The sequence below is a fragment of the uncultured Faecalicoccus sp. genome (assembly GCF_944327125.1).
Taxonomy (GTDB): domain Bacteria; phylum Bacillota_I; class Bacilli_A; order Erysipelotrichales; family Erysipelotrichaceae; genus Faecalicoccus.
The window spans coordinates 24,285-48,909 of record NZ_CALVGO010000004.1 but is presented as its reverse complement, the minus strand read 5'-3'; the positions used below and the strand labels follow the sequence as shown (position 1 = coordinate 48,909).

Genomic DNA, 24,625 nt, shown 5'->3' with positions numbered 1-24,625 from the left:
TAATCCCATAGTAGTAATAAGCGATGCTGCAATTAATTTATTTACGTTCTTTTTCATTTAATTTCTCCTTCCTCTTTTTTGTTTGTTTGTAATCGCGCATTAAACTAAATGTCAACCCTTTTTCCATACCTCTATTCTAAATGATTCAGATTTATTAAACAATAGATATCACTATAACCATTAAAATAATGAACAGCCTATAAACGTCTGTTCAATTTGGCAATTAAAAAATATCAAAATATTTTTCATAGAACGCATTGAGCTTTTCAGCAACTCTTTCTTTGATTGTTTTACGTTTCCCTCCAAATCGACTGATTGGTGGAAGGATATGGTCAAAATCAGTACCCGTTGTTTTAAAGTATCCGTCATTTAAAGCAACCAGCATATAATGTTCCGTTTCTTCCGGTTTTAATCGTTCTTCTTTTATAATCTCATCCAGGTCTTCCTTTCGTTTTTCAGTGATGTATTGTTTCCATTCTTCCCTCGAGCTCTGAGTTTTGGCTTAGTAAGTTCTGAGATGATGGTTTGTTTGATTTCTCTATTCGACATATCGTCTAAGCCTTTCTTTTTTGGAAATAGGATTGTGATTTTCTCGATTTTAATTAATAATCCCCTTTCGTTTACAATTACATTGTACAAAAGGTATAAAAAAAGACCCGAAATGGGGCCATTGGTTTACAGTTAAGTTGGAGAATAACAGGCCTTGCATAGGGTTTAGGTACTTCCTACTTTTATATATTGATATAAAGGATTTAAATCAATATTCCGTTGCAGTGATCAATCTCATGTTGAATAACCTGGGCAGTAAAGTCTTTATATGTCTTGATCTTTACTTTCATATTTGTGTCTTGATACTTTACTTTGATAGACCGATAACGTGTCGTTTCCCTTTGCCCTTCTAATGATAAACATCCTTCCTTGGTTTTGTAAGCATCAGACATTCTAATGATTTCGGGATTTAACATGACAGTGATCTTTCCGTTGTCCTGAAATGCAATGATTCTCTTATTGATACCAATCATATTAGCAGCCATCCCAGCACAAATCTCTTTATTTGCCTCCAATGTGTCTATTAGGTCTTTTACGATGTCTGAATCGTTCTCTGTAGCCACAGAAGAAAGTCTTTGAAGGATGAATGTATCTTTTACAATATGTTTTATCATGACGACTCCTTTCAAAAAAGGCGGTTGAACCGCCTTAGTATTGCAATATTGTGCCGATGATCATAGAGACTACAATTAATGCACAGAAAAATAGAATAAAAAATCTTTTGATCATGATTTGTTTCCTTATTTTTTATTACAGATGTTTTTTAAAGTTTGACTTGGTTTGAATTTTGGAAGTTTTGTAGCGTTGATCATCATTCTCTCTTTTGTGACTGGATTGATTCCCATCCGTTCTTTGCGGTTGAAAATCACAAATTTTCCAAACCCGGCAATATCGATTTCTCCATCGTTAGCTAATGCATCCGTCATTTCTTGAAAGATTCTTTCTACAGCGTGACCTGCGTCTTTGCGAGAGATCTTGAGCTCATTGTAAATCATTTCTGTCAGGGATTCTTTATTGACGTATTTAGCCATATTAAAACTCCCTCTTTAATTCACGAAGCATTAAATCGTTGGCACATAACTTAGGCTCTTTTCCTTCGTATAAAATTTGATACACTTCTTCACAAATCGGCATATCAATATTATGCTGTGTCGCTACTTTGTGAACGATCTTTGCTGTACGCACACCCTCAACTGTCTTCTTGTTTTCTTTAAAGAAGTTTTCAACCGTGTTTTCTATACCTATGCGATATCCGGCTTCAAAATTTCTCGAGTGTTTACTAGTACAGGTAACGATAAGATCTCCAATTCCAGTCAGACCCATAAACGTTTCTTGTTTACCGCCAAAGGCCATACCATAACGAATCATTTCTTGCAGTCCTCGAGTTATTAAAGCGGCTCTGGTGTTGTCCTGATAGCCTAATCCTGACAAGATTCCAGAGGCTATGGCCATAACATTCTTGATGGCGACTCCCAGCTCACTGCCGATTTCATCGCTTCCGGTGTAGATGCGTAAATAGTTGTTTGAAAACAACTGTTGAACAGTTATAGCGTCTTCTTCTTTCAGACTCACAGCATCGATCGTTGTTAATAATCGTATTACAACTTCTTCAGCATGACTTGGTCCAATCAGAGAAACAACACTGGATAAATGTTCTTTAGAGATGCAGCGTCGAATGACTTCCGACATTCTTTCATTGGTTTCAGGATGAAAACCTTTTGACACATTGACCACAATTACTTTTTTGGAAATCAGGGTATCAATCTGTTTACAAATGGATTCGATTGCAATCGTTGGAACGGCTAAAAGAATAATATCCGCCTCTTTAACAATGTTGATATCATCGGTAGCTTTCAGGTCAGGATTGATCTCTACATCGCCAAAATATTTAGAATTTTTATGATTTAAGTTAATATCATCGATTTCGTTTTTTTCAATTCCATAAAGGATAACACTTTCATTATTATCCTGAAGAACTTGAGCAAGGGCGGTACCCCAGCTTCCACTTCCTATAATAACTGTATTCATAGTAAACACCTCAACTTTTTTTTCTGGCGATGATATGGATTGGAGTTCCTTCAAAGCCAAAAGCTTCACGAATCTTATTTTCAATATAACGTTTATAGCTGAAATGAAGCAGCTCAGGATCATTGACAAACAAAACGAAGGTAGGTGGTTCTACCCCAACCTGACTTGAATAATAGATCTTTAACTGTTTTCCATTATGTGGTTTCGCAGGATTCATCATTTGAGCATCAAGAATTACATCATTTAAAACATTAGTTTGAATTCTTAAAGTACAATTTTCATGAACTTGATCAATCAATGGAATCAATTGATTGACTTTTTGTGATGTGAGTGCAGATGTGAAAGCAATGGGTGCATAATCCAGATAAACAAATTGAGCACGAATTTCCTTCTCAATCTTATTCATGGTTTTCTCATCTTTTTCAACGGCATCCCATTTGTTATAAACGATAATGATTCCCTTACCCGCTTCATGAGCCAGTCCAGCGACATGTTTATCCTGTTCGCGAATTCCTTCGCTGCCGTCAATCACAAAGAGTACGACATTGCTTCGATCGATGGCACTTAAAGCCCTTAATATTGAGTATTTTTCAATATTTTCGTAGATCTTCCCTTTTTTACGGATTCCTGCTGTATCAATGATGATATATTCTTGCCCATTGTATTTAAAAGGTGTATCAATCGCATCCCGAGTCGTTCCTTCAACATTTGAAACAATAACGCGATCTTCTTTTAATATTGCATTCACTAATGAACTTTTTCCTACATTGGGCCGGCCAATCACACAAAAGGAAGTCATTCCTTCATAGGGTGTTAATTTCTTTTCAGGCATGACTTCAACGATTTTATCTAATATATCACCAATACCGATTCCATGCGTACTGCTGATACAATGAGGCTCTCCCAGTCCCAGTGCGTAAAACTCATACGCATCTAATAAAAGCTTTTCGTTATCTACTTTATTGACCACCAATAGAATCGGTTTTTTCGATTTTAGAAGTTTCTTTGCGATAGCCAAATCATCATTCATGACCCCTTCTTTACAGGAAGTAATAAAAAGAATGACATCCGCTTCCTCTATCGCAATCTCAACTTGCATATTGATTTCCTGGGCAAAGGGCTGATCTTCGATTTGGATTCCGCCAGTATCTATGATCCGATAATTCTTTGTAAGCCATTCTACTTCTCCGTAGATTCGATCACGGGTTACCCCAGGAGTATCATCGACAATGCTCTTTCTTTGGCCAATCAATCGATTAAACAAAGTGGATTTGCCAACATTGGGTCTTCCTACAATCGCAATCGTACCTTGAATCATAGAATCACTCCTTCTAAACTATATCTTCAATAATATTTTCAATGGTTTCTACAACTTCCGATATGGTCATATCGGAAGTATCAATCACAACCGCATCATCGGCTACTTTTAATGGTGAATGTTCTCGATGGGAATCCTGGTAATCACGAGCAACGATATCTTGAAAAATGACCTCATAGTCCGCATCGATTCCTTTGGAAATATATTCATCATACCGACGCTGTGCTCTAGCCTTGCTTGAGGCATCCATATAGATTTTAACTTCTGCATTCGGTAAAACAACCGTGCAGATATCGCGTCCATCCAAAATAAATCCTTTTTGTGATGCGATATCCTGCTGAAGAGATACCAGTTTATTTCGAACTAAGGGCAATGCAGAAATCTTACTGGCTGCCATTGATATTTCATTTAAGCGGATCTGAGAAGAAACATCCTGATTGTTTAAAAATACTTTATCTCCATCAAAATGAATATCAATACAATTTAAAGCTTCTTGTAATTCTTGCTCATTCTGTATGTCTACTTGATTTTGAATAAGATAAAAAGCTACACATCGATACATAGCACCCGTATCCAGGTGAATCATATGATAGTGATCGGCCAGAATATTGGCGATCGTGCTCTTTCCTACGCCACTAGGTCCATCAATGGCGATGTTAAATTTTGGCATACACTAAGCTCCTAATTGAGTTATAAAGTAGAATACAAAAGCTAAAGATACGATCAACAAAATTACCAATACAACTAAGATCACATTGATGATCATACCAAACTTGCTCTTTGGTTCCTGTTCCATATCCTCGATATCACGAGTACTCATTCGAATCTTTGCCGATGGCATTTCCTGTGAATCGGAAACTTTCTTTTTCGGTTTTCTCTCTTTTTTAGGTTTCTGCCGTTTTTCTTTACGAACAGGTTCTTCTTCCACTTCAGGAATGATTCGATCTTTCGGTCCAAGCACAGACAAGTGATCGGTATCTACGGTGTCATCCGCCAGGATATCATCACTTCCCAAAATGACATTTGTATAAGTAGAACCACCAGACTCTTCTTCCGTTTCGTATTCCTCTTCTTTTGTTTTAAGTTCTTCAGGAACGCTGGTTTGTACCGGATTAATGCGTGTCAGTTTCTGATTTGGCATATACATTGCCACACCGTCAACTTCTTCGACATTTGGTTTTTCCATTTTCATTGTCTGTTGAGCGGGTTCTTCTTCCTCCATAGGAACAATGTGCGTATTTCGGTGCATTGGATGTTTTTCTGTTGGTTCCAACTGACGAAGGATATTGATTTGGGTATCATCGGTTACACGATTTCCCTGTTCAATATTATACTGTTTCACTTCTCCCAACAGATCTTCGATTACGGGACTTTTCGTATTTGTTGCTTCTGATGACGAATATAAAGGAGTGGTTGCTTTTCCATCGGTTGCATGCGCCAGATTTTTATGCTGCGTGCGGGAAAGACGGGCAAAGCCAGTTTCCTGGTTGATTTTATCCTCTTGTGCGGCCGTTGTTTCTTCGTCCAATCGATTTCTCAATGTTTCATATCGTTTTACTCTTGATAATTTTTCTGCCATATGATCCTCCTAAGCATTCCATATTATTATACAAAATATTAAAATATTCTACAATATCCTTTATATAAAGGCTATAAAGACATTTCTACAACTTTTTTTAAAAAAGAAAGACTTTTCAGCCGGAACTGAGTATGGTATTCAAACCAATCTATCCAATATAGACAATCATTTAAAGTGAAAGTATACAGCTGAAACAATCGTTCATGCTGAGAAAAATCGGAAACGAATAAAGAATAGACTTTCAGAAGTTCGTCTTTGGACATTTTTTGTGTACCCTGATTGCATTCATGACATAAAAATCCGCCATCTTTAAAGCTTAACGTTTCGATTCCCTTTTTATTGTGACACCGTATACAGCCATTTACATACGGTTGAATTCCATCCACGATCAGAATTTCTTTTATTACATACAAACAATATCCATAGACCTCATTATCTTTACACTGGATTTTTGTAAGAAACATCATAAACAAATCATAGATGGATGGTTTGATTTTCGTATGTGATAGCATGTCACTGATGACAAAACAAAGACTTTGGATGACAAGATCTTCGTTTACAAGATAGAAGTATTGTTTGGCTTGTCCTTGTATCATTAAAGAGAGCCCGTTTTCTTTCTTATCGATGATCCATTCACAATAAGAAAAAGGCTGGCACACCTGACGCAGTTTTGAAGTTGAGTTTTGCACTCCTCGAGCACGGACTGTGAATATTTCTTCACGAGTCAAGATCCAAACCAAAGCATCTTTTTCTCTATAATCCTGGATTTTTAAAACGATGCCTTCGATTTTAATCATCATTTAATTCATCCAATCCAAATTCTTTGATCTTTTGTTCCTGATTACGCCAGTTTTTCTCCACGCGAACATATAATTCCAAGGATACATTCTTATGAAATTTATTTTTAAGTTCTTTTTGAGCACTTAATCGAATTCTTTTGATCATGGAACCTTGTTTCCCAATCAGAATTCCTTTTTGCGAAGGCCGATCTACGATCACAAGGGCCTGTAATACAATCTGTTTTTCGGTTTCTTCTCGATTTTCTAAAATAACCGCAACACTGTGAGGAATTTCTTCTTTTGTATAATTTAAGATCTTTTCACGAATGATCTCAGTAATTTGAAAATTCTCATCGTGATCACTGATCATTTCATCTGGAAAAAGAGATACGCCCTCAGGCAATTCTTCCTTAATAACCTTTAATAATTCATCCAGATTGTCTTGTTTTAAAGCACTGATAGGAATCATAGCTTTAAAATCGTAACGATCTTGCCAATCGATTAAAACTTTCATCATTTCCTCTTTGGTTAAAGTATCGATTTTATTTAACAGTAAAATAACTTTCTTATTCAAAGAAGAAATACGATCCAAGATAAACTGGTCACCTTTTCCAAAAGGTTGTGAAGCATCATTGATCCATACGATGCAGTCGCAATCTTCCATGGCCATATACGCATTTTTGTTCAATACCCTTCCCAGCTGCTGCTGAGGTTTGTGGATCCCTGGTGTATCTACAAAAACGTATTGAACATCCGGATATGTCAAAATTCCGGCAATATTGTTTCGGGTCGTATTTGGCTTATCCGACATGATCGCTACTTTTTGTTTCAACAAAGCGTTGAGCAAAGTGCTTTTTCCCGCATTGGGGCGTCCGATAATGGCAATAAAACCTGATTTATGATTCATATTTATTCTCCTATAATAATTTTGGTATAAAAACAAAAAGTCCAATCAGCAGGCTAAAAAAGCTCACTAAAAATACGGCAGCAGCTGCCATATCCTTGATTCGTTTTGCGTTTTCATTTCGATCTAACGAGATATAATCCACAAGATGTTCGATACACGAATTCAATATCTCAAGAACAAGCACCAAGGTAATACAAAGAATCACCAACAGCCATTCCACTAAGGAAAGGCGGAAATAAATCCCCGCCAGAATGACAAGACAGGCAAAAAGAAACTGAAGAAAGATGCTTTTATCTTTCAAAGCATAATAAAGGCCTGAAAAGGCATATTTAAATCTTCCTACGAACCACTTCATTCAAAATCACATCCTGCAGTGTAAACATTTCTTTTTCATCTTCTTTTGTCATGTGATCGTATCCCATAAGATGCAACAGACCATGACAAAAAAGAAAACAGGCTTCTCTTCTTAAGGAATGGCCATATTCTTTTGCCTGGTCTCTTATAGCCTGAACATTGATAAAAATATCGCCTAATTCATTTTGTTCTTCTTGGACAAAGATATTTGAATCATCATCCTGTAAGGCAAAACTGATTACATCGGTACTGCGATCAATATTTCTATATTCCCTATTGATTTCATGGATTCTTTGAGGCGTTACAAAAATCACACTTAGAGAATAATCCTGATGTTTGTTTAAAACTTTACAAGCATTATTCAAAATGGTCAGATAATCTTTTTTGTAACGATAAATACTTTTATCTTTTGCTTCATTGATAATAACTATTTCCATACAAGAATTATACACCAAACATAAAAAAAGAACTATATCGCTATAGTTCTTTCGTAGTTCCTCTAGGAATAAAGGAATAACCCAATTCAATCGAACGATTCTCTCTTACGGATTCATCGTCCACTAACATCTTTGTCAAAAGGCGCATCGAAACAGCTCCCATATCATATTCAGGAATGTTGAAGGTAGAGATGTTTGGTCGAGTCATGGCCAGATACTTATTGTTGAGAACACAGACCATCTGGCAATCGTCTGGAATTTTATACCCGGCTTCATTGCAAGCATTTAATAAGGCAATGGCCTGAGAATCTCGGAAAGTGAAAACAAACTGGCTTGGTTTATGGGTTTTAAAATATTCTGTTAAGAAATTATAGGAACTTTTAAAACTGTCATCGTAAGAAATATATTTTTTAAATTCTAAGCCATGATCTTTAAAAGCTTTGTCAATACCGGCACGCATTTGCGCCATCATGCTTAAATTCAGCTTGTCTTCCACAAGAGAAATATCCGTGATTCCCTTTTCAAACAATTGGTTTACGATATCGTACGCCATTTGTTCGAAATCGATATAGACATTTCCTACATTGTCAACACTGGTATCTGGGATTTGACTTCCTACAACAACCATAGGAATCTGATATTCCTGTAAGACTTCCATTTCGTCTTCTGAGAAATTGTCATTGAATAAAATTACTCCATCGACATGCGATTTAATAATGGATTCAATAACATCCTGCATTTTCGAAATACCCTGGGATGTGGTATGGAACATAATGTTGTAGTTATAGATTCTAGCCACATCCATCAAACCATTTAGAATCTTTCCATTATAAGCAAAAAGTTTTTCGCTCATTACAATAGAAACGGTTGTAGTTTTGGATAGAGCAAGTCCCTGTGCAATGGCATTAGGTTTATATCCTAATTTTTCAATGGCTTCCTGAACTCTTTGTTTGGTATCTTCTCGTACCACATTACTATCATTGATAACACGACTGACCGTCGCCAAAGAAACATCAGCTTCTTTGGCAACATCATAAATTGTAATACGCTTCATACCTATTCATTCTCCTCAGAGTTAGAAGAAGATTCTTCTTTTTTATCGAAGAAATTACGGATGCCAGAGAATAAGGCATCTCCAACTTTATGGGAAACTTCTTCCGCAGAATCTACTGCGTTTCTCAAGCTTTCGCTTTCACGAAGAACATCAAGTTTTTCATCCGCTGCATTCACAACTTTCTTGATATTTTCGTTCTTCATCAACGCATCGGCTCCCGCCTTGATACCGTCACCAATCAAACCGCCAGCACCCAACAAAAAGTCCTTTCCGGCAGAAACCGTATTTTTAAACTGCTCTGAGTTGCTGATCTCGATTGCTTTTTCTTTTGTGTTTTTTAAAACTTTTATCGTCTCTTCTTTAGCGTTATTTAAACCTTCTTTGATTTTTTCAGGTTCCGTATTTTGCTTGATCCAAATTTGAAGATCATCAAAAATCGCTTTGATTTTTTCTTTTGCATCCTGGATTACTTTTTCATTGTCTTTATTGTCTTTTTCCTCCAAAGTGGAAAGTTCATTAATGGCTTCTTCCTTCAGTTCTTCAACAATATTATTATTTTCTTCGCTCATTCTGCATCCTCCTGTTCTACATGATCGATTGGTTCTTCATTATTTGAAACATTTTTAGATTTTGTGATGTCGCCAATCCAGTTTTTGACCTGTTCAGCGTTTTTTACGATAACACCAGCACATGTTTTTACAGCTTTTTTTGTGGTCTCATGCACTTCGTCTACCGTATGAGAAATATTTTCGGCAGTAGATAAAGGAGCATCTAACTTTCTTAACTGTTGTTCCGTGGTATCTAATGTTTTCGTGGCCGCCTGTATTGTTTTCAAAAGCTCTTTCAAAACCAGAATCAAATACACAAGAACTACAATTCCCAGTATTGGAAGGATCCAGCCAGCAACCTTTGAAAGAGTTGAGAAAAATTCATCAACCGTCAAAATATCACCTCGGTTGTATTATAACACTTCAATACTACAAAAGCCATTAATTCTGAAAATATTTTCATTTTCATGAAAACGCTTAAATAAAAAGCACGTTTCCGTGCTTTTTAGTCTTTTAATAATTTTGCCAGTTTATCTTTTAATAAATAAATATCTTTACTGGACATAAATACATAGACAGCCGGTGCCATAGTTTTTAAGACTTCTGCTGAGGCATCGTCTACATCAAGTAATTGAACATTGTGACATCGATCCATCAGATCTTGAATCGTTACTGTGATCGTTTTATCTTCCCGAACCGCATTTTTCGGGAAGTCACAGAGAATAACTTCATCCGCCGTATTTAAACTCTGTGCAAATTCATCAAGAAAATATTGAAGTCTGGAATAACGGTCTGGTTTATAAAGTGCAATTACTTTTTTGCCAGGATACTTTTTTCGAGCAGAATCGATCATGTAACGAATTGCCGTAGGATGATGTGCATAATCATCGATCAAAGCAGAATCATTGATTTCTTCTACAACAAAGCGTCGAGCGATTCCTTGGTAGGTTTTTAATCCTTCGACGATTAGATCCACCGGCATTCCTAGAAGATGGCATAAGGCAAAACAGCCTAAGGCATCCTGAAGGAATGGATCCCCTACTTCGTTTAATTCAATATGAGCCAGAAGCTGTCCATGATGCATACAATCAAAATGCATTCCAAAAGGACCTTGTTCGATATGAATTGCCTGATAGTCGTTTGTATCTTTCAAACCATAGGTTGTCACGGGGACATCATAAGAAAGTTTGGGAAGATATGGATCATCTCCAAAAATTACACAATGTTTTTGCGTTTGGTGAATAAAGGTCTGAAACGCATCAAGATAGTCATCCATATCCTTATAATAATCCACATGATCCAGTTCAATGTTGGTGATTAGTGCATAATCAGGACGATAAGCTAAGAAATGGCGCTGAAACTCACAGGATTCTAAGACAAAATATTGGGCATCCTTTGGCATATGACCGTGACCATCACCAATCAGATAACCGGTTGATTTGTACTCAGGAAGCGTATGTCCTAAGATCCCGGTCGTCGTTGATTTTCCATGCGTTCCTGCTACGCAGATCGACGTATAAGATTTTAACAACTCACCGAGATATTCATTATAATAATATGTTTTTACGGTTGGATTGGAAATCGCAGCCTTCACTTCCGGATTGGATTCATCAAAAGAAAGACCAATAATGACCACATCATTATCTTTGATATTTTTTTCATCAAAATCAGTGATCACGATTCCTCTTTTTTCCAATTCATCCTGGGTAAAGATATATTTTGGAATGTCACTGCCGCGAACTTCTTTGTTCTGATCATAGAGAATCGTCGCTAAAGAAGCCATGCCGGTTCCTTTGATTCCAATAAAATGATAAGCCACTTTTATCACCTCTTATCGTCTTCAGAAAAGAGTGTTGCTTGTTTTGTTTGGTTCTTTTCGCCTTTCTCCAACATGTCATCAAGAGATAGACCTTCGCGAGTTTCTTGTGTAGTGACAACTTCTTTTTTAGGAATGCTCTCTAAACGAGGACGAAGTTCTTCACGATCACCGTACATTGGAGAAATGACAGTCATGTAGTCTTCAATTTGTTCCGGTTTATTTAAGTCAATCGCGTTATGAACTTTAGACGTATCTTTCTGAGATTCTTTCATATTACCAAAAATAGGAGAAATCACAGGAGTATACTCCAAATCTTCCTGTGGTCGACGTACTTGACGAGCTTTTGATCGATCATAGCGATACAGCTTCTTTTTCGCTGGACGCGGTTCCTCGCTGGCAATGCTGTCTACATCCAGACCGGTAAACAGTGTAGTTTGCGGCTGTTCTTTCTCCGCATTTCCAAAGACCTGGATCTGTGGTTCCTGGTATACGGGAGCTGGTTCGGCCTGAGATGGTTGAACCGTTGTCCTTTCAGCTGAGGAATCGGCTGTTTCTTTCTTTTCCTCTTTTGTTTCTTCTGTTACAGTTTCTTCTTCATCGGCATCGACTTCTTCGGTAAAAATTGCCTGCATCAAATCTTTAAACATTACGCTTCCTCCACATCTTTTATCGCATTCAAATAATCTTCAATTTCCTGTTTTGTCTTTCTTAATGAAGAAACAAAACGAGAGATTTCTTTTCCGTTTTTGTAGCTGACAAAACTTGGAATCCCCATGATATCAAGTTCCTGTGCAAGCTCTAACATTTCATCGCGGTCAATTTCGTAAAAATCGTACTCTGGGTACGCTTCCACCACAGCCGGCATAAATGGCTTGATGAACATACAGTCACCGCACCATTTTGCGGTAAACAATAAAACACTGACCTTATCTTTTTCAATGGCCTGTTGAAATTCTTCACGATTATGAATTGTTTTCATCCGGATCCTCCTTTTTCTTCAAAACACAACGAAAGATTGGCTGGTTTTGAGCAATGAATTTTTCCTCATACTCTGTGATTGCATCTTCTGGATGAGGCTCTCTTCGATAATTCACACAAAAATCTTTTAATATAAAATCATGGGATAAAAATTCCAAAACCGAATATTCAAACAAAAGCTCATTATCGGTCTTCATTTGAATTTCCCCATCTTTTGAAAGAATCGTTTTATATTGATCTAAAAACGAGGAACTGCTCAATCTTCGTTTGGCATATCTTTTTTTGGGCCATGGATCACTGAAGTTTAAATGAATGACATCAATTTCTTCCTTGTCGAACCATTCGCCGATAGAGATGGCATCTCCATGGATCAAACATAAGTTGTTTAAATCCTGAGCCTCATCAAATTTTTTGGCGGCGATTCCTGCAGCACTTTCGTTTTTTTCGATTGCCACGAAGAAATCTTGCGGATACATACGAGCCATATCCATGGAATAATTTCCTTTTCCACATCCGATTTCTACATGCAGCTGTTTATAATCTTTCTTCCATTGGGATTTCAAGGAAGAAGGATCTTCGACTCTTTTTGAACTGTTTTTTAAATATTCGACAGCCCATTTTACTTTTCTCATTCGCATATTAGCTGCAAAGTGATACGATTGCATCCGCGTAGATCGCGATTGCCTGTATCAAGTCCTCCAGTTTGATTCCTTCATCACGCTGATGACATTCTCCTACAAATTGATCGGTCGTTTTCACTTCATTTGGCAATACCGGTCCATAGGAAACAAAGTTATCAAATTTACGGGCATACGTTCCGCCGCCCAAAGTGAAAGCGCAAGAGAAAGTATCGCCTGTATATTTCTGATAGACTGTCATTAGATCCTTGACCAGCTTTGACTGAGGATCTACAAATAAAGGCTTTGAATCGCTTTCCATAACAGGACGAATGTTCGATTTCAAAGTGGAACATACATTTTCAAAACCAGACATGATTTCTTCGGCATTGGTATCATTTGGATAACGAATATCAATCAGGATCTCTGTTTTACCGTTTTCAATATCCACAATACCGGTATTCATGGTCAAAAATGACATATATAAACCATTTTTATAGATACCAACTGGTTTTCCCTGCCAATCCTTCAACAGATGGTACAGGTCTTTTGCCAACTGATCATCAAACGATTCTCCGATAAAATTTAAAAGATGCACAGCGGCATTGACTCCCAGCCATGGCATGGCCGCATGAGCGAAAACACCATCAAGATGAATGGTTTTGTCTTTGATCCAACCTTCCAGCTGATGGACCTTGCAGTAATATTCAAATTCTTCTTTTTGTTTCTCCGTAATATCTGTGACCGTACATTCCGCCTTACCAATCACGATGTTTGGACGACTGCCGGCATGCATTGATTGGATCACCGTAGAATCATCGGATGTTAAGACAACGTGTAAGCCTCCTTTTTCCCCATAAATTACCGGGAAATCGGCATCAGGCACAAATCCCATCTGCGGAATTTCTGCATGTTCTTTATAATAATCCATACATTCCATACCGCTTTCTTCATCACATCCTGTGATCAACATGACGCGGCGATTTAAAGGAATGTTCTGTTCACGAATGATCTTTAAAGCATAGTATGCGGCAAGAGCTGGTCCCTTATCATCCATGACACCGCGTCCAAAGACATAGCCGTCATTGACGGTAACCTTTAGCGGGTCTTTGGTCCAGTCTTCTCCAACAGGAACAATATCTAAATGTCCCAGAACGCCTAATGTATCCTTTTGTGTTCCATATTCTATAACACCAGCGTAGCCGTCAATATCTTTTGTCGCAAAACCATCACGCTTTGCGATATCCAACATCGCATCCAAAGCTTCCCGGCACTTTGTTCCAAAGGGTGCACCCTCTTCTTTTGTTGAAAGATCACGCACCGATTCAATAGAGACCAATGTATTCAAATCTTCAAGAAAATCTTTTTCTTTTTCTTTAGCGAGTTTTAGAAAATCCATTTTTGTCACTCCTTTTTAGCCATTTTACCATATTTCAAAAGTACAAGAAATACAGAGTTGAAAAAACCTTGGAAATCCATAGAAAAAGACAGGCTTACTCTCTGGTGCCTGTCTTGCAATTTTATTCAGCTTCTTTTTTAGGTTCTTCCTTTGGTTTTGGAAGTAAAGCTTTTGCACTGACGTTGATACGGCCTTTGTTGTCGATTTCTACAACTTTAACATCGATCGTATCCCCAATCTTCAGCACATCTTCAACTTTTTCTACTCGATGGTGGGAAATCTTAGAGATATGGAGCAATCCATCCGTATTGCCAAACAAGTTCACAAAAGCACCGAATTTTTCAATTCGTACTACCTTGGCTGTATAGATATCTCCTACTTTTGCTTCGCGAACAATGTTTTCGATCATCTCTTTGGCTTTATCGATCGTTGCGTAATCATGATGATAAATAACGACTTTACCGTCATCATCGATATCGATCTTAACATTGTCACACTGTGCAATGATCTCGTTGATCATTTTTCCACCAGGACCAATGACATCTTTGATCTTATCAGGATCGATGTGCATCATTTTGATTTTCGGCGCGTAAGGGCTCAATTCTTTACGTGGTTCAGGAATACAGCTCAGCATATTATCTAAGATCTCAAAGCGAGCCTTATGCGCCTGCGCTAAAGCTTCTTCAAAGATCTCTTTCGTGATGCCTGTTACCTTGATATCCATTTGTAAGGCCGTGATTCCATTTTTTGTACCGGCAACTTTAAAGTCCATATCGCCAAAATGATCTTCCATTCCCTGAATATCGGTCAAAACCGTATATTTCCCGGTATTGTCATCCATGATCAATCCCATGGCAATTCCCGCAACTGGAGCTTTAATAGGAACACCGGCTGCCATTAAAGACATCGTTCCCGCACAGATACTTGCCTGTGAACTGGATCCATTACTTTCCATGACATCGGCCACCGTACGGATCGTATAAGGGAATTCATCCAAACTAGGAAGCACTTGTAACAGAGCTCTTTCCCCTAAAGCACCATGACCAATCTCACGGCGGCCAGGGCTTCCCATACGACCGGTTTCACCAACACAATATGGAGGGAAATTATAATGATGCATGAAACGTTTTGCTTCTACCTCGGTTAAATCGTCAATGATTTGGTTTTCATTGATGGCTCCTAACGTGGTCGTCGATAATACCTGTGTTTCTCCGCGGGTAAACAAGGCAGAACCATGAACACGAGGCAATAGATCGACCTGAGAATTCAATGGACGGATCTCATCAATGGCACGTCCGTCCGGACGAATCTTATCTTCAATGATCAAACGACGTACTTCATCCGCTTCAATGCTGCGGCAGATCTCTTTTGTCTGTTTGATCGCATTGTTTAATTCTTTATCCGAATCGTAAGATTTTTCTTCGATCATGGCCACTGCCTGATCTGTCAGTTCATCAATTTTTCCATAGCGTTCCAATTTTTCTTTGATGGACACCGCTTCACGGATCGGCTTTTCAAAATGAGCACGAACTTCCTGATCCAATTGCTCGTCAATGGCATATAGTTCGATTTCACGTTTTTCCTTACCGCAGGCAGCTACGATTTCTTCCTGGAAAGCGCAAAGCTTTTTGATCTGTTCGTGTCCAAACATTAACGCAGCTAACATATCTTCTTCGCTGACTTCCTTGGCACCGGCTTCCACCATGTTCAATGCCTGTTTCGTTCCAGCGACAGTCAATTCAATATCACTCAAGCTGGCCTGTTCAACACTTGGATTGCAGATAAATTCTCCATTCACACGGCCTACCTTAACACCGGCAATTGGTCCGTTGAATGGGATATCACTGATGCATAAAGCTAAACTGGCTCCAAACATCGCTGCCATTTCGGCAGAACAATCCTGATCCACACTCAACACAGTGTTAACAACCTGAACTTCATTTCTGAATCCTTCCGCAAACAAAGGTCGGATTGGTCTATCGATCATTCGAGCTGTTAAGGTTGCGTGTTCGCTAGGACGTCCTTCACGACGTAAAAATCCACCTGGGATCTTACCTACTGAATACAATTTTTCTTCAAAACTTACTGTTAATGGAAAGAAATCGATTCCTTCCTTAGCCTGGTTGGATGCACAAGCGGTTGAAAGCGTTACTGTATCACCATATCGAACAATAACCGCCCCATCGGCCTGTTTTGCGATCTCACCAGTTTCTACTGTGATCCCCCGACCACAGAAATCTAAATGAAACTCTTGTTTCGCCATATGTTACCTCTCTTTTTACCAATGGTAAGTTTATCATAATCAGACAATAAAAAAAAGTAATCTTTCGATTACTTTCTCAGACCTAAACGTGCAATTAAGCTTTTATAGCGTTCTAAATCTTTTTTCTTCAAGTATGCAAGCATGTTTTTACGACGTCCAACCATTTTCATCAATCCTCTTTGAGAATGGAAATCATGTTTGTGTTCCTTGAAATGATCAGTCAAACGGTTGATCTGTGCAGTTAAAATAGCAATCTGCACTTCAGGAGAACCTGTATCTCCTTCATGAATGGCATACTCTTTCATGATTGCCTGTTTTTCAGCTTTTAATAACATATTTTCTTCCTCCTGTTTGTGTTCTTCTGATCCAGGAATCAGGTCGGAAGTCTCCAGATTCTTAGACCAAAAGCTCATATATAATATCAGTGAATTTCTAAAAAATCAACTAAAATTGTGTTCAATATCTCAAATCCCTTTTCCGTCGGAATCAAATGCCCGTTTATGATTTGTAAGTGATCCGGGATATATTGTTGCAGGACCTTCTGGTATTGTTTTCGAAAATTCATTTGATATTTATTTTCCCATTGTTGAATATCTAAACCAAAGATTGTACGTAATGACATCATGATTGAATCAAAACTTTGTTCTTTAATGTCTTCCTGAATCAATGTAGGACAAGGTCCTTTTTGAAGATAAACATTTAAATTTTTCGTATTCTCGTAGAGAGTTCCCTTTTCTTTACCGCAGGCTCCGCATCCAATCCCGATAAAGTCTTGATCGCTCCAGTATTTCATATTGTGTTTTGAAAAGAATTTGTTTTTGGCAAAGGAACTGATCTCATAATGAGTAAACCCATTCTGCTTGCAGAATTGAACAATCATTTCGTACATGTCCGCCTCCAAATCTTCATCGATCGGTTGTATATTCTGCTTTTGGAAGATCGAATTTTCTTCGATCTGTAAAGAATAGATCGAAAGATGAGGTACGTTTAACTGAACGATTTGTTGAAGGTCCTTTTTTATGTCATCGATTGTCTGATTCGGCAAGGCAAACATCAAATCGACAGATACGTTGCGAATATCCTGTTCAAAACACAATTCAATCGCTTTAAAAACATCGTCTGAAGTATGATGACGACCGATACTTTTAAGAAGGCTGTTATTCAAGGTCTGTACACCTAGACTGATTCGATTGATTCCCATTTGTTTGAACATCTTGACTTGATCATACGTTACAAGTTCAGGGTTACATTCTATGGTCCATTCATAAACACTATCTAAATATGGCCTGAACATTTCACAGAGTCGTTTTAATCCAGAGGCTGATAAAACATTGGGAGTGCCGCCGCCAAAATATAAGGTTTCTAATTGGGTCAAATGCTTATCATCAATCTCCTTTTGGATTTGATTCAGCCACGCTTCTTCTAAAGTTTCATTATATTTCTGCCGACAAAACCCACAGTAATAGCAGATATGCCGGCAAAAAGGAACATGAACATAACAAGATACAGCACGCATTATTGATCGTCCATAGAAAGAACAGCCATAAAGGCCTCCTGCGGGATTTCCACGGAACCTACCTTTTTCATTCGTTTCTTTCCTTCTTTTTGTTTTTCCAACAACTTTTTCTTACGGGAAATATCACCGCCGTAACATTTGGCAAGCACATTTTTTCGTAAAGCTTTAATGTTGGTTCGGGCAATGATTTTACCACCGATTGCCGCCTGAACTGGAATTTCAAACTGTTGTTTAGGAATGATCTCCTTTAATTTGATGGTCATGGCATTGCCTCGATTGTACGCAAAATCCTTAAATACAATCGTACTTAATGCATCGATGATCTGTCCGTTCAACAAGATATCCATTTTAACCAGCGCACTTGTTTTGTATCCGCTAAAATGATAATCCAGACTGGCATAGCCTTTGGTATAGGATTTCATTTTATCAAAGAAATCATAAATGATCTCACTTAATGGCAGTTCATAGATCATATTCATACGCAAATCATCAATGACCTGCATATCGATGTATTCCCCTCTTTTTTTCTGGCACAGATCCATCATGGCGCCAACATAATCTTTAGGGACCATGATTTCAGCCCGCACATAAGGTTCTTCAATATGATCGATATTCTGTGTAGGCGGCAATGCGCTGGGATTATCAATGGAAAGCATTGTTCCATCTGTTTTGTAAACATGATAGATCACAGAAGGAGACGTAGCGATCAGATCCAGATTGTATTCTCTTTCCAGACGTTCTTCCACGACATCCATATGTAAAAGGCCTAAAAAACCACATCGAAATCCAAAACCTAAAGCTTGTGATGTTTCTGGTTCGTAGGTCAAGGAAGCATCATTAAGCTTTAATTTTGACAAGGCTTCCTTTAAATCGTCGTATCGCGCATTATCCACCGGATATAATCCACAATACACCATCGGATTCATTTGACGATATCCGTGAAGAGGTTCCAAACAAGGATCGACTGCATTGGTGATCGTATCCCCAACTCGAACATCTTCGATATTTTTGATGGCTGCACTGACCCATCCCACTTCTCCGGTAACCAGTTGATCCTTGACGATTTCTTTTGGTGTTCTGACCCCTACATCGATAACTTCATATTCGGCTCCGGTAGCCATAAAACGAATCTTATCTTTGGGCTTGATCACTCCATTTTTCACACTGATAAAGGCAATGACGCCGCGGTAGGAATCATAAACGCTGTCAAAAACAAGCGCTTGAAGGGGCTGGTTCGGATTGCCTTTAGGCGCCGGTAATTTAGAAACGATCTCTTCCAAGACCTGATCTACATTCAATCCGGATTTGGCGCTGATCTCCACAGCTTCCGTGCAGTCCAAACCAATCAGGTTTTCAATTTCTTCTTTAACGACATCCGGCTGCGCGCTGGGCAAATCGATTTTGTTCAAAACAGGAAGAATTTCTAGATCATTTTCCAAAGCCAGATACACATTGGCCAATGTTTGCGCCTGAACGCCCTGACAGGCATCTACAACAAGAACGGCACCTTCACAGGCGGCTAACGATCGAGAAACTTCATAGCTGAAATCGACATGACCTGGTGTATCGATCAAATGAAACACATAATCTTCCCCATTTTTAGCGTGATAAATCAATTGCACGGCATTTAATTTGATCGTGATACCTCGTTCTCTTTCCAGATCCATAGAATCCAGAATCTGGTCTTTCATCTCTCTTTTTTCGACGGTATCCGTAAGTTCAAGGATGCGATCGGCCAATGTAGATTTACCATGATCGATATGTGCGATAATTGAAAAATTACGAATATGATTTTGATCCATATCAACACTCCTATACTTTTTTCCCTTTTAGATTTTGTCCCTGACCATTTGCGAAGTCCAAACCAGAAACAACAGGTTTCCCTTCCATTTGGCAGCTTTTGATGATTAAGGTTCCCTTTTGAAGATTGAGACCCAATCCACGCTGTAGCTTTCCTACCCAGACAAAAGGCTCATCAATTGGTCCAGGAACATACTCAAAATCATAGATCTTAAATTTTTTCTGATTGACCTGAATATATCCTCCTGGGTTTTGTGAAAGCGCCCGGATCTGAGCAAGGATCTCTTCGTCCGTTTTTGACAAGTCGATACGCTCATCCTCTTTTGAAATTTTGGGTGCATAGCTGACCAGCTTTTCATCCTGATCAACATAAGTTGCCTCTGTATCACAAAGGGCATCATAATTCTCAATCAACAGCTGGCTGGCGGCATCCGCCATTTTATCAAATAAGGTTGAAGAAGTCTCGTTATCATCAATCGAGATCTTCTTAGTGGCAAAGACCGGTCCTGCATCCATTTGAGGTACCATCTTCATCAGTGACATGCCGCTTTCCTTTTCACGATTCCAGATGGCTCTTTGTATAGGAGCGGCTCCTCGATATTTCGGTAATAAGGATCCATGAAGATTCACACAGCCATATTTAGGATAATCCAGGATCTCTGAAGGAACGATCTGTCCAAAAGCACAGGTGACGATCAGTTCGGGATCTGCCTTTAAAACCTCATCGAATTCCTGTTTGATATGATGCGGCTGAAAAACCGGAATATTGTTCTCCAGAGCACATTCCTTGACCGGTGAATAGACTATATTCTGTTTACGGCCCACTTTGCGATCGGGCTGCGTAACAACTAAAACGATGTGAATTCCGTTTTGAATCATATTTTCCAATAAGACTTTCGCAATATGAGGAGTCCCCATAAAAACCGTTCTTACATTTTTCATTTGAATCCCTCCAACACTTCGGTATTATACCTTATTTTTTAGAACTTGTGTTGCATTGTATCGGATATTTTGTTATAATTCAAAAGCAATTTAAGTCAGGAGGTGCAAGCCATGCCACAAATTAAATCGCAAAAGAAACGTGTTAAGACAAATAACAAAGCTCACAAATTAGTTGTATCCAAGAAAACAGCGTTGAAAACTTCTATTAAAAAAGTCTTGGCTGCCGTTGAAGCCAACGATAAAGATGCTGCCTTGGCTGCATACAACGAATGTTGTTCAAAGCTTGATAAAGCTGTCGCAAAAGGTGTACATCATAAAAATTATGCCAGCCGACAGAAATCACGTTTGGCTACAGCTATCAATAATATCAAATAAAAAGTTTCCGATGGGAAACTTTTTTTATAATTTATAATTCTAAGATAAATCGCTCAAAGCCTTCATCTTTGTTGACAAGTCCAAGTTTCATATTCTGATCCAGATTGGCAAGAGATTCCAACTGATCCAACAATTCTTCACTTGAAAAAGACCTTGCTTTTTTGACGTTGAGACTGACACGATACGGATGGGCTTTTAAAATCGAAGCAATCGTATCGCTCGAATATCCCTGATCCATATAAATACGAACCTGGAATAAAAAACGCAGTTGCGAAGCCAAAAGACCAATGATGGCCACAGGCTCTATGTTTTGTTTGCGAAAGTTTCGATAGAATGCCAACAATAAGATCTTGTTTTTTTGAAACAAGGCATCCACCATTTTAAATACATCATCCACAGGAACAGGAGCAATCAAAGCTTTGACATCGTTTAATGTGATATGATCCGCATAGGTTTTCAACTTATACACTTCAGAGTCAATGCGCAGCACATCGTAACCGATGCGCTGACAAAACCAGCGCAGTGCATCCGGGTCCATAGATACTTTATTTTTCTTTAACGTTTCGCGAATGTAACTGAGCTGACTTTCCTGATCGAGTGCCATACAGCTTAAAACTTTGGAAGCAGCTACCAGTTCCTTCACATTTTTCTTTCTTTGATCTAATTTATTCCCTTCATGAATGAAAACAATGACACATAAATCCTCATTTCTTCTTAATAAGAATTCATTGATGTCATAGTTGGTTTTATTCTTTGCCGATAAAAAAGAACAATTTTTAATGACAATCATCTTTCTATCTTCGAAAATAGACAGACTGTCCATATCTTCAAGAACGATTTCCTGGGTGTCATTAAGCGCATCATAATAATGAATCGTATCGGCTTTTTGTGTTGTTTCAATCGTTTTTAATTTTTTCTGGATTCGACTTTGATCATCGCCATATAGAATATAATACATCTTGGTCACCTATGGTATTATACCAAAGTTTTTGGAACCGGTAATAACAAAACGTAGTCCTTTCAACGTATAAATTCGGATCATCCCTGCATCACCGGTATTCAAATTGGATATCCCGGCTCTTTTTAAGTTTTTTAATGTTTCTACATGTGGATGTCCATAGCGATTATCTTTTCCGGCAGAAATGATTGCCAAAGAGGCATCCGTTGCATCGAGAAATTCAAAACAAGAACTTGTGTTTGATCCATGATGTCCCACTTTTAACAGATCGGCTTTCAAATTCGGATACCTGTGTATCAAATCTTTTTCTATTTCTTTGGAGGCATCTCCCATCCATAAAAACGAAGTGTTATCGTAAGAAAAATAAGAAATAATACTTTCATCGTTTTTATCATTGGCTTCACGTTCTTCTAAAAGAGAATAAAAGGGATAAGAGACCGGTACGGTTCCTTTTCGTTCTGTAATTATCTTTTTGATGTGAATTTGCTTTTTTAGTGAATCGATTCCTCCATCATGATCAAAATCGTTATGGGTCAAAATAACACAATCCAGCTGATGAATATGTTTCATTCTTAGAAATGGAATCACAATTTCTTCCATATTGTCACGATACAGATTCTGTCCGCAATCGATCATAACCGCACTTTTTAAAAAAGGTTCCGTAATCAAGGTGCAGTCTCCCTGTCCAATGGAAAACACGGTTACCGTAAAAAAAGGATTGGTATAAGGAGCAAAAAATGGAAACAGAAAAAAAACTAAAAGATATATGCGATTTTTATTTGCACAAAGTATTTTAAATAGAGTGATAAGCATAAACAGCAAATATATAAAACCGGCGTCAAATTCCCAAATCAAAGAGGGAATGTTCTCTAATAGTGAAAACCATAGATTCTGGAGTTCATAAAATGGAAAGAAGAATAAGAAAATTTCCACAATCAGACAATAACCGCTCATTTTACGAAGAAATCCAAAAAACAGAAGCAATACGAAATCCACTTGGTGAAAATACAGATATTGAAGACCCGTCAGAAAAACCAATCGCAAACACATCTTTTGTTTTCCATTTTGAGAAACTAAGTTCAACAATGAAAATGCAATTGGTAGTACAAACGAAAAAGAAGTTCCTTTCTGCGGAAGCAGGACAAGAAACAAAACAATGGTCATGCTGATCTGATTTTGAAGATCTTTAAAAAAGATCTTACTAAAGCGATGACAAATAAATCGAACCAGAGAGGTTGTATAGTCAAAGAGAAAACCACAAATCAGGCTGGTAAAAAAACTAACGATATAAACCTGAGAATAAGAAAGATGTTTTTTCAAGAAGTTTTCAAGTAGATATAGAAAGCTCAGTAAAGGAAGTGATAAACGATAGATCAAATCCGGCGTGTTATCATCATAAATGCCATATAGAATGGAAAACAGAAAAGGATCCTTATTATGGATCACATTAAAGATTTTCGATGAGAAAGTATGCCCTTTCGAAATGAGGTTGGTTTCACTGACTTGAGCAGAGTAAGCGATCTTTTCTTCTTTTAAATAAGACGAAAAAGAAAACATTGAAATGTTGTCTAATGAATACACCTTTTCAAACGTTTCAACATAATACGTATCAAAGATTCCTGGATCTTTTAACCCATACAAGATGATACGATCATTTTGATTCTGTGCCAATGCATAGTTTTTTTTCACTCGATAAACTGTGTATTCCCCACTTACGGGCGCATCAATGGATTGCGGCAAAAGCATTAACGAGAATAGACAACATAAAAGCCAAAGGAATAAGACAACAAACTGCTTACTTACCGAATACAGGTACAAACCATACAACAAAAAGAACAAAAACGTAAACAGAATGTCTCCGGTAATAACGATCATCCAGAAGCCAAGAGCCATGCAAAATATTTGTTTTTTCATAGACAGATATCATCCTTTAGTTTTTGAAAGGTTTTTTCTCCAATTCCTTTGACTTCCATTAATTGTTCTAAGGAAGTAAAAGGCTGATTTTGTCTATAATCAATGATTCGCTGGGCCATGACCGGTCCGATCCCGGTCAATTCACAGAGTAGTTCTTTATCGGCTTCATTAATGGAAATCAGATCCTTGGTTTGCTGGTCTCCTGGAATGAGGATCGTACTTTCCGGTTCTGGTTTCATTAAGAGGTTGATCGATCGATCATCTGCCGTCTTGGTCATACCGCCTGCCTCCTCAATGACATCTTGAACCGTAGCTTCCCATTTTACTGTATAAACTCCTGGATTTTGCACTTCCCCTTTGATCTCCACCTCTTTTAAGGAAGGTTTCACCAGTTCAAGCGATACAGGCTGAAAGCGTCCATAATAGGAAAAAAAGATACAAAAGATAAACAATAAAAAAAGAAGAGCTTTCTTCATAATGATCACCCTTCT

At 38.0% G+C, this 24,625-nt stretch carries 27 protein-coding genes and 1 pseudogene; 1 reads left to right on the top strand and 27 read right to left on the bottom strand.

What is annotated here, in order from left to right:
• Positions 1-223: 223 nt before the first annotated feature.
• The 24 genes and pseudogenes from Q0K03_RS07390 to fmt form a co-directional block, all read right to left on the bottom strand.
• Positions 224-478, bottom strand: a pseudogene (locus tag Q0K03_RS07390) (restriction endonuclease subunit R); the annotation flags it as partial.
• Between the two features lie 274 nt (positions 479-752).
• Positions 753-1,163: a peptide deformylase gene (locus Q0K03_RS01280; protein ID WP_297236909.1), complete on the bottom strand. Its 411-nt coding sequence runs from the start codon at positions 1,161-1,163 to the stop codon at positions 753-755.
• 126 nt (positions 1,164-1,289) lie between these two features.
• Positions 1,290-1,580 carry an HU family DNA-binding protein gene (locus Q0K03_RS01275; RefSeq protein WP_297236907.1) on the bottom strand — a complete coding sequence of 97 codons (291 nt, stop codon included), beginning with the start codon at positions 1,578-1,580 and terminating at the stop codon, positions 1,290-1,292.
• Position 1,581: 1 nt separating this feature from the next.
• The gene (locus tag Q0K03_RS01270; RefSeq protein WP_297236905.1) at positions 1,582-2,577 is read right to left on the bottom strand and encodes an NAD(P)H-dependent glycerol-3-phosphate dehydrogenase; all 996 of its coding nucleotides are present in this window, start codon (positions 2,575-2,577) and stop codon (positions 1,582-1,584) included.
• Between the two features lie 10 nt (positions 2,578-2,587).
• Positions 2,588-3,895, bottom strand: a complete 1,308-nt coding sequence (der, locus tag Q0K03_RS01265) for a ribosome biogenesis GTPase Der (RefSeq protein ID WP_297236903.1) — start codon at positions 3,893-3,895, stop codon at positions 2,588-2,590.
• Positions 3,896-3,908: 13 nt separating this feature from the next.
• Entirely contained in the window at positions 3,909-4,565 is a 657-nt protein-coding gene (gene cmk / locus Q0K03_RS01260; RefSeq protein WP_297236901.1) for a (d)CMP kinase, read from the bottom strand.
• Positions 4,566-4,568: 3 nt separating this feature from the next.
• The gene (locus Q0K03_RS01255) at positions 4,569-5,474 is read right to left on the bottom strand and encodes a hypothetical protein (RefSeq protein WP_297236900.1); all 906 of its coding nucleotides are present in this window, start codon (positions 5,472-5,474) and stop codon (positions 4,569-4,571) included.
• Between the two features lie 71 nt (positions 5,475-5,545).
• Positions 5,546-6,274, bottom strand: a complete 729-nt coding sequence (gene recO, locus Q0K03_RS01250; RefSeq protein WP_297236898.1) for a DNA repair protein RecO — start codon at positions 6,272-6,274, stop codon at positions 5,546-5,548.
• Complete coding sequence (gene era / locus Q0K03_RS01245) at positions 6,264-7,160, bottom strand: GTPase Era (protein WP_297236896.1); 897 nt, start codon at positions 7,158-7,160, stop codon at positions 6,264-6,266. The genes recO and era overlap by 11 nt, the downstream gene beginning before the upstream one ends.
• A 10-nt stretch (positions 7,161-7,170) precedes the next feature.
• Positions 7,171-7,515 carry a diacylglycerol kinase family protein gene (locus Q0K03_RS01240; protein ID WP_297236894.1) on the bottom strand — a complete coding sequence of 115 codons (345 nt, stop codon included), beginning with the start codon at positions 7,513-7,515 and terminating at the stop codon, positions 7,171-7,173.
• A complete protein-coding gene (gene ybeY / locus Q0K03_RS01235; RefSeq protein WP_297236892.1) occupies positions 7,490-7,951 on the bottom strand; it encodes an rRNA maturation RNase YbeY in 462 nt (153 codons plus the stop codon). Before ybeY ends, Q0K03_RS01240 begins: the two co-directional genes overlap by 26 nt.
• Before the next feature lie 40 nt (positions 7,952-7,991).
• On the bottom strand, positions 7,992-9,005 hold the full coding sequence (locus tag Q0K03_RS01230) for a LacI family DNA-binding transcriptional regulator (protein ID WP_297236889.1): 1,014 nt from the start codon (positions 9,003-9,005) through the stop codon (positions 7,992-7,994).
• A gap of 2 nt (positions 9,006-9,007) precedes the next feature.
• On the bottom strand, positions 9,008-9,574 hold the full coding sequence (locus tag Q0K03_RS01225) for a hypothetical protein (RefSeq protein WP_297236888.1): 567 nt from the start codon (positions 9,572-9,574) through the stop codon (positions 9,008-9,010).
• Positions 9,571-9,948, bottom strand: a complete 378-nt coding sequence (locus tag Q0K03_RS01220) for a histidine kinase (protein ID WP_297236886.1) — start codon at positions 9,946-9,948, stop codon at positions 9,571-9,573. The genes Q0K03_RS01225 and Q0K03_RS01220 overlap by 4 nt, the downstream gene beginning before the upstream one ends.
• A gap of 110 nt (positions 9,949-10,058) precedes the next feature.
• Positions 10,059-11,372: a Mur ligase family protein gene (locus tag Q0K03_RS01215; protein ID WP_297236884.1), complete on the bottom strand. Its 1,314-nt coding sequence runs from the start codon at positions 11,370-11,372 to the stop codon at positions 10,059-10,061.
• Positions 11,373-11,377: 5 nt separating this feature from the next.
• Positions 11,378-12,019, bottom strand: a complete 642-nt coding sequence (locus Q0K03_RS01210; RefSeq protein ID WP_297236882.1) for a hypothetical protein — start codon at positions 12,017-12,019, stop codon at positions 11,378-11,380.
• Complete coding sequence (locus Q0K03_RS01205) at positions 12,019-12,351, bottom strand: thioredoxin family protein (protein WP_297236880.1); 333 nt, start codon at positions 12,349-12,351, stop codon at positions 12,019-12,021. The genes Q0K03_RS01210 and Q0K03_RS01205 overlap by 1 nt, the downstream gene beginning before the upstream one ends.
• Positions 12,335-12,982 (bottom strand): tRNA (guanosine(46)-N7)-methyltransferase TrmB, encoded by a 648-nt coding sequence (trmB, locus tag Q0K03_RS01200; protein ID WP_366774970.1) that lies wholly within the window; start codon positions 12,980-12,982, stop codon positions 12,335-12,337. Before trmB ends, Q0K03_RS01205 begins: the two co-directional genes overlap by 17 nt.
• Positions 12,983-12,989: 7 nt before the next feature.
• Positions 12,990-14,366, bottom strand: a complete 1,377-nt coding sequence (gene pepV / locus Q0K03_RS01195; protein WP_297236876.1) for a dipeptidase PepV — start codon at positions 14,364-14,366, stop codon at positions 12,990-12,992.
• Between the two features lie 121 nt (positions 14,367-14,487).
• On the bottom strand, positions 14,488-16,629 hold the full coding sequence (gene pnp, locus Q0K03_RS01190) for a polyribonucleotide nucleotidyltransferase (RefSeq protein ID WP_297236874.1): 2,142 nt from the start codon (positions 16,627-16,629) through the stop codon (positions 14,488-14,490).
• 68 nt (positions 16,630-16,697) lie between these two features.
• Complete coding sequence (gene rpsO, locus Q0K03_RS01185) at positions 16,698-16,964, bottom strand: 30S ribosomal protein S15 (protein ID WP_297236872.1); 267 nt, start codon at positions 16,962-16,964, stop codon at positions 16,698-16,700.
• 86 nt (positions 16,965-17,050) lie between these two features.
• Positions 17,051-18,145 carry a radical SAM family heme chaperone HemW gene (gene hemW / locus Q0K03_RS01180; RefSeq protein ID WP_297236871.1) on the bottom strand — a complete coding sequence of 365 codons (1,095 nt, stop codon included), beginning with the start codon at positions 18,143-18,145 and terminating at the stop codon, positions 17,051-17,053.
• Positions 18,145-19,947 carry a translation elongation factor 4 gene (gene lepA / locus Q0K03_RS01175; RefSeq protein WP_297236869.1) on the bottom strand — a complete coding sequence of 601 codons (1,803 nt, stop codon included), beginning with the start codon at positions 19,945-19,947 and terminating at the stop codon, positions 18,145-18,147. The genes hemW and lepA overlap by 1 nt, the downstream gene beginning before the upstream one ends.
• Positions 19,948-19,957: 10 nt before the next feature.
• Positions 19,958-20,887, bottom strand: a complete 930-nt coding sequence (gene fmt, locus Q0K03_RS01170; protein ID WP_297236867.1) for a methionyl-tRNA formyltransferase — start codon at positions 20,885-20,887, stop codon at positions 19,958-19,960.
• A 111-nt stretch (positions 20,888-20,998) separates the two neighbouring features.
• Here fmt and rpsT point away from each other — a divergent pair, with 111 nt between their 5' ends.
• On the top strand, positions 20,999-21,262 hold the full coding sequence (gene rpsT / locus Q0K03_RS01165) for a 30S ribosomal protein S20 (protein WP_297236865.1): 264 nt from the start codon (positions 20,999-21,001) through the stop codon (positions 21,260-21,262).
• Between the two features lie 31 nt (positions 21,263-21,293).
• On the opposite strand, the gene holA is transcribed toward rpsT, so the two are convergent.
• The 3 genes from holA to Q0K03_RS01150 are packed head-to-tail and all read right to left on the bottom strand — an operon-like array spanning position 21,294 to position 24,610.
• Positions 21,294-22,220, bottom strand: a complete 927-nt coding sequence (gene holA / locus Q0K03_RS01160) for a DNA polymerase III subunit delta (RefSeq protein ID WP_297236863.1) — start codon at positions 22,218-22,220, stop codon at positions 21,294-21,296.
• 9 nt (positions 22,221-22,229) lie between these two features.
• Positions 22,230-24,134, bottom strand: coding sequence for an MBL fold metallo-hydrolase (locus tag Q0K03_RS01155; RefSeq protein ID WP_297236861.1), 1,905 nt, complete (start codon positions 24,132-24,134; stop codon positions 22,230-22,232).
• Positions 24,131-24,610: a ComEA family DNA-binding protein gene (locus tag Q0K03_RS01150; protein WP_297236859.1), complete on the bottom strand. Its 480-nt coding sequence runs from the start codon at positions 24,608-24,610 to the stop codon at positions 24,131-24,133. The genes Q0K03_RS01155 and Q0K03_RS01150 overlap by 4 nt, the downstream gene beginning before the upstream one ends.
• Positions 24,611-24,625 lie beyond the last annotated feature (15 nt).

Coding starts and splice junctions, on each gene's coding strand:
- hemW (WP_297236871.1), bottom strand. CDS start 18,145: ATGCGTGCTGTATCTTGTTATGTTCATGTTCCTTTTTGCCGGCATATC.
- ybeY (WP_297236892.1), bottom strand. CDS start 7,951: ATGGAAATAGTTATTATCAATGAAGCAAAAGATAAAAGTATTTATCGT.
- holA (WP_297236863.1), bottom strand. CDS start 22,220: ATGTATTATATTCTATATGGCGATGATCAAAGTCGAATCCAGAAAAAA.
- pnp (WP_297236874.1), bottom strand. CDS start 16,629: ATGGCGAAACAAGAGTTTCATTTAGATTTCTGTGGTCGGGGGATCACA.
- cmk (WP_297236901.1), bottom strand. CDS start 4,565: ATGCCAAAATTTAACATCGCCATTGATGGACCTAGTGGCGTAGGAAAG.
- recO (WP_297236898.1), bottom strand. CDS start 6,274: ATGATGATTAAAATCGAAGGCATCGTTTTAAAAATCCAGGATTATAGA.
- lepA (WP_297236869.1), bottom strand. CDS start 19,947: ATGGATCAAAATCATATTCGTAATTTTTCAATTATCGCACATATCGAT.
- Q0K03_RS01205 (WP_297236880.1), bottom strand. CDS start 12,351: ATGAAAACAATTCATAATCGTGAAGAATTTCAACAGGCCATTGAAAAA.
- Q0K03_RS01225 (WP_297236888.1), bottom strand. CDS start 9,574: ATGAGCGAAGAAAATAATAATATTGTTGAAGAACTGAAGGAAGAAGCC.
- Q0K03_RS01270 (WP_297236905.1), bottom strand. CDS start 2,577: ATGAATACAGTTATTATAGGAAGTGGAAGCTGGGGTACCGCCCTTGCT.
- Q0K03_RS01280 (WP_297236909.1), bottom strand. CDS start 1,163: ATGATAAAACATATTGTAAAAGATACATTCATCCTTCAAAGACTTTCT.
- Q0K03_RS01275 (WP_297236907.1), bottom strand. CDS start 1,580: ATGGCTAAATACGTCAATAAAGAATCCCTGACAGAAATGATTTACAAT.
- era (WP_297236896.1), bottom strand. CDS start 7,160: ATGAATCATAAATCAGGTTTTATTGCCATTATCGGACGCCCCAATGCG.
- Q0K03_RS01240 (WP_297236894.1), bottom strand. CDS start 7,515: ATGAAGTGGTTCGTAGGAAGATTTAAATATGCCTTTTCAGGCCTTTAT.
- Q0K03_RS01255 (WP_297236900.1), bottom strand. CDS start 5,474: ATGGCAGAAAAATTATCAAGAGTAAAACGATATGAAACATTGAGAAAT.
- pepV (WP_297236876.1), bottom strand. CDS start 14,366: ATGGATTTTCTAAAACTCGCTAAAGAAAAAGAAAAAGATTTTCTTGAA.
- Q0K03_RS01150 (WP_297236859.1), bottom strand. CDS start 24,610: ATGAAGAAAGCTCTTCTTTTTTTATTGTTTATCTTTTGTATCTTTTTT.
- Q0K03_RS01210 (WP_297236882.1), bottom strand. CDS start 12,019: ATGTTTAAAGATTTGATGCAGGCAATTTTTACCGAAGAAGTCGATGCC.
- Q0K03_RS01230 (WP_297236889.1), bottom strand. CDS start 9,005: ATGAAGCGTATTACAATTTATGATGTTGCCAAAGAAGCTGATGTTTCT.
- rpsT (WP_297236865.1), top strand. CDS start 20,999: ATGCCACAAATTAAATCGCAAAAGAAACGTGTTAAGACAAATAACAAA.
- Q0K03_RS01155 (WP_297236861.1), bottom strand. CDS start 24,134: ATGAAAAAACAAATATTTTGCATGGCTCTTGGCTTCTGGATGATCGTT.
- rpsO (WP_297236872.1), bottom strand. CDS start 16,964: ATGTTATTAAAAGCTGAAAAACAGGCAATCATGAAAGAGTATGCCATT.
- fmt (WP_297236867.1), bottom strand. CDS start 20,887: ATGAAAAATGTAAGAACGGTTTTTATGGGGACTCCTCATATTGCGAAA.
- der (WP_297236903.1), bottom strand. CDS start 3,895: ATGATTCAAGGTACGATTGCGATTGTAGGAAGACCCAATGTTGGCAAA.
- trmB (WP_366774970.1), bottom strand. CDS start 12,982: ATGAGAAAAGTAAAATGGGCTGTCGAATATTTAAAAAACAGTTCAAAA.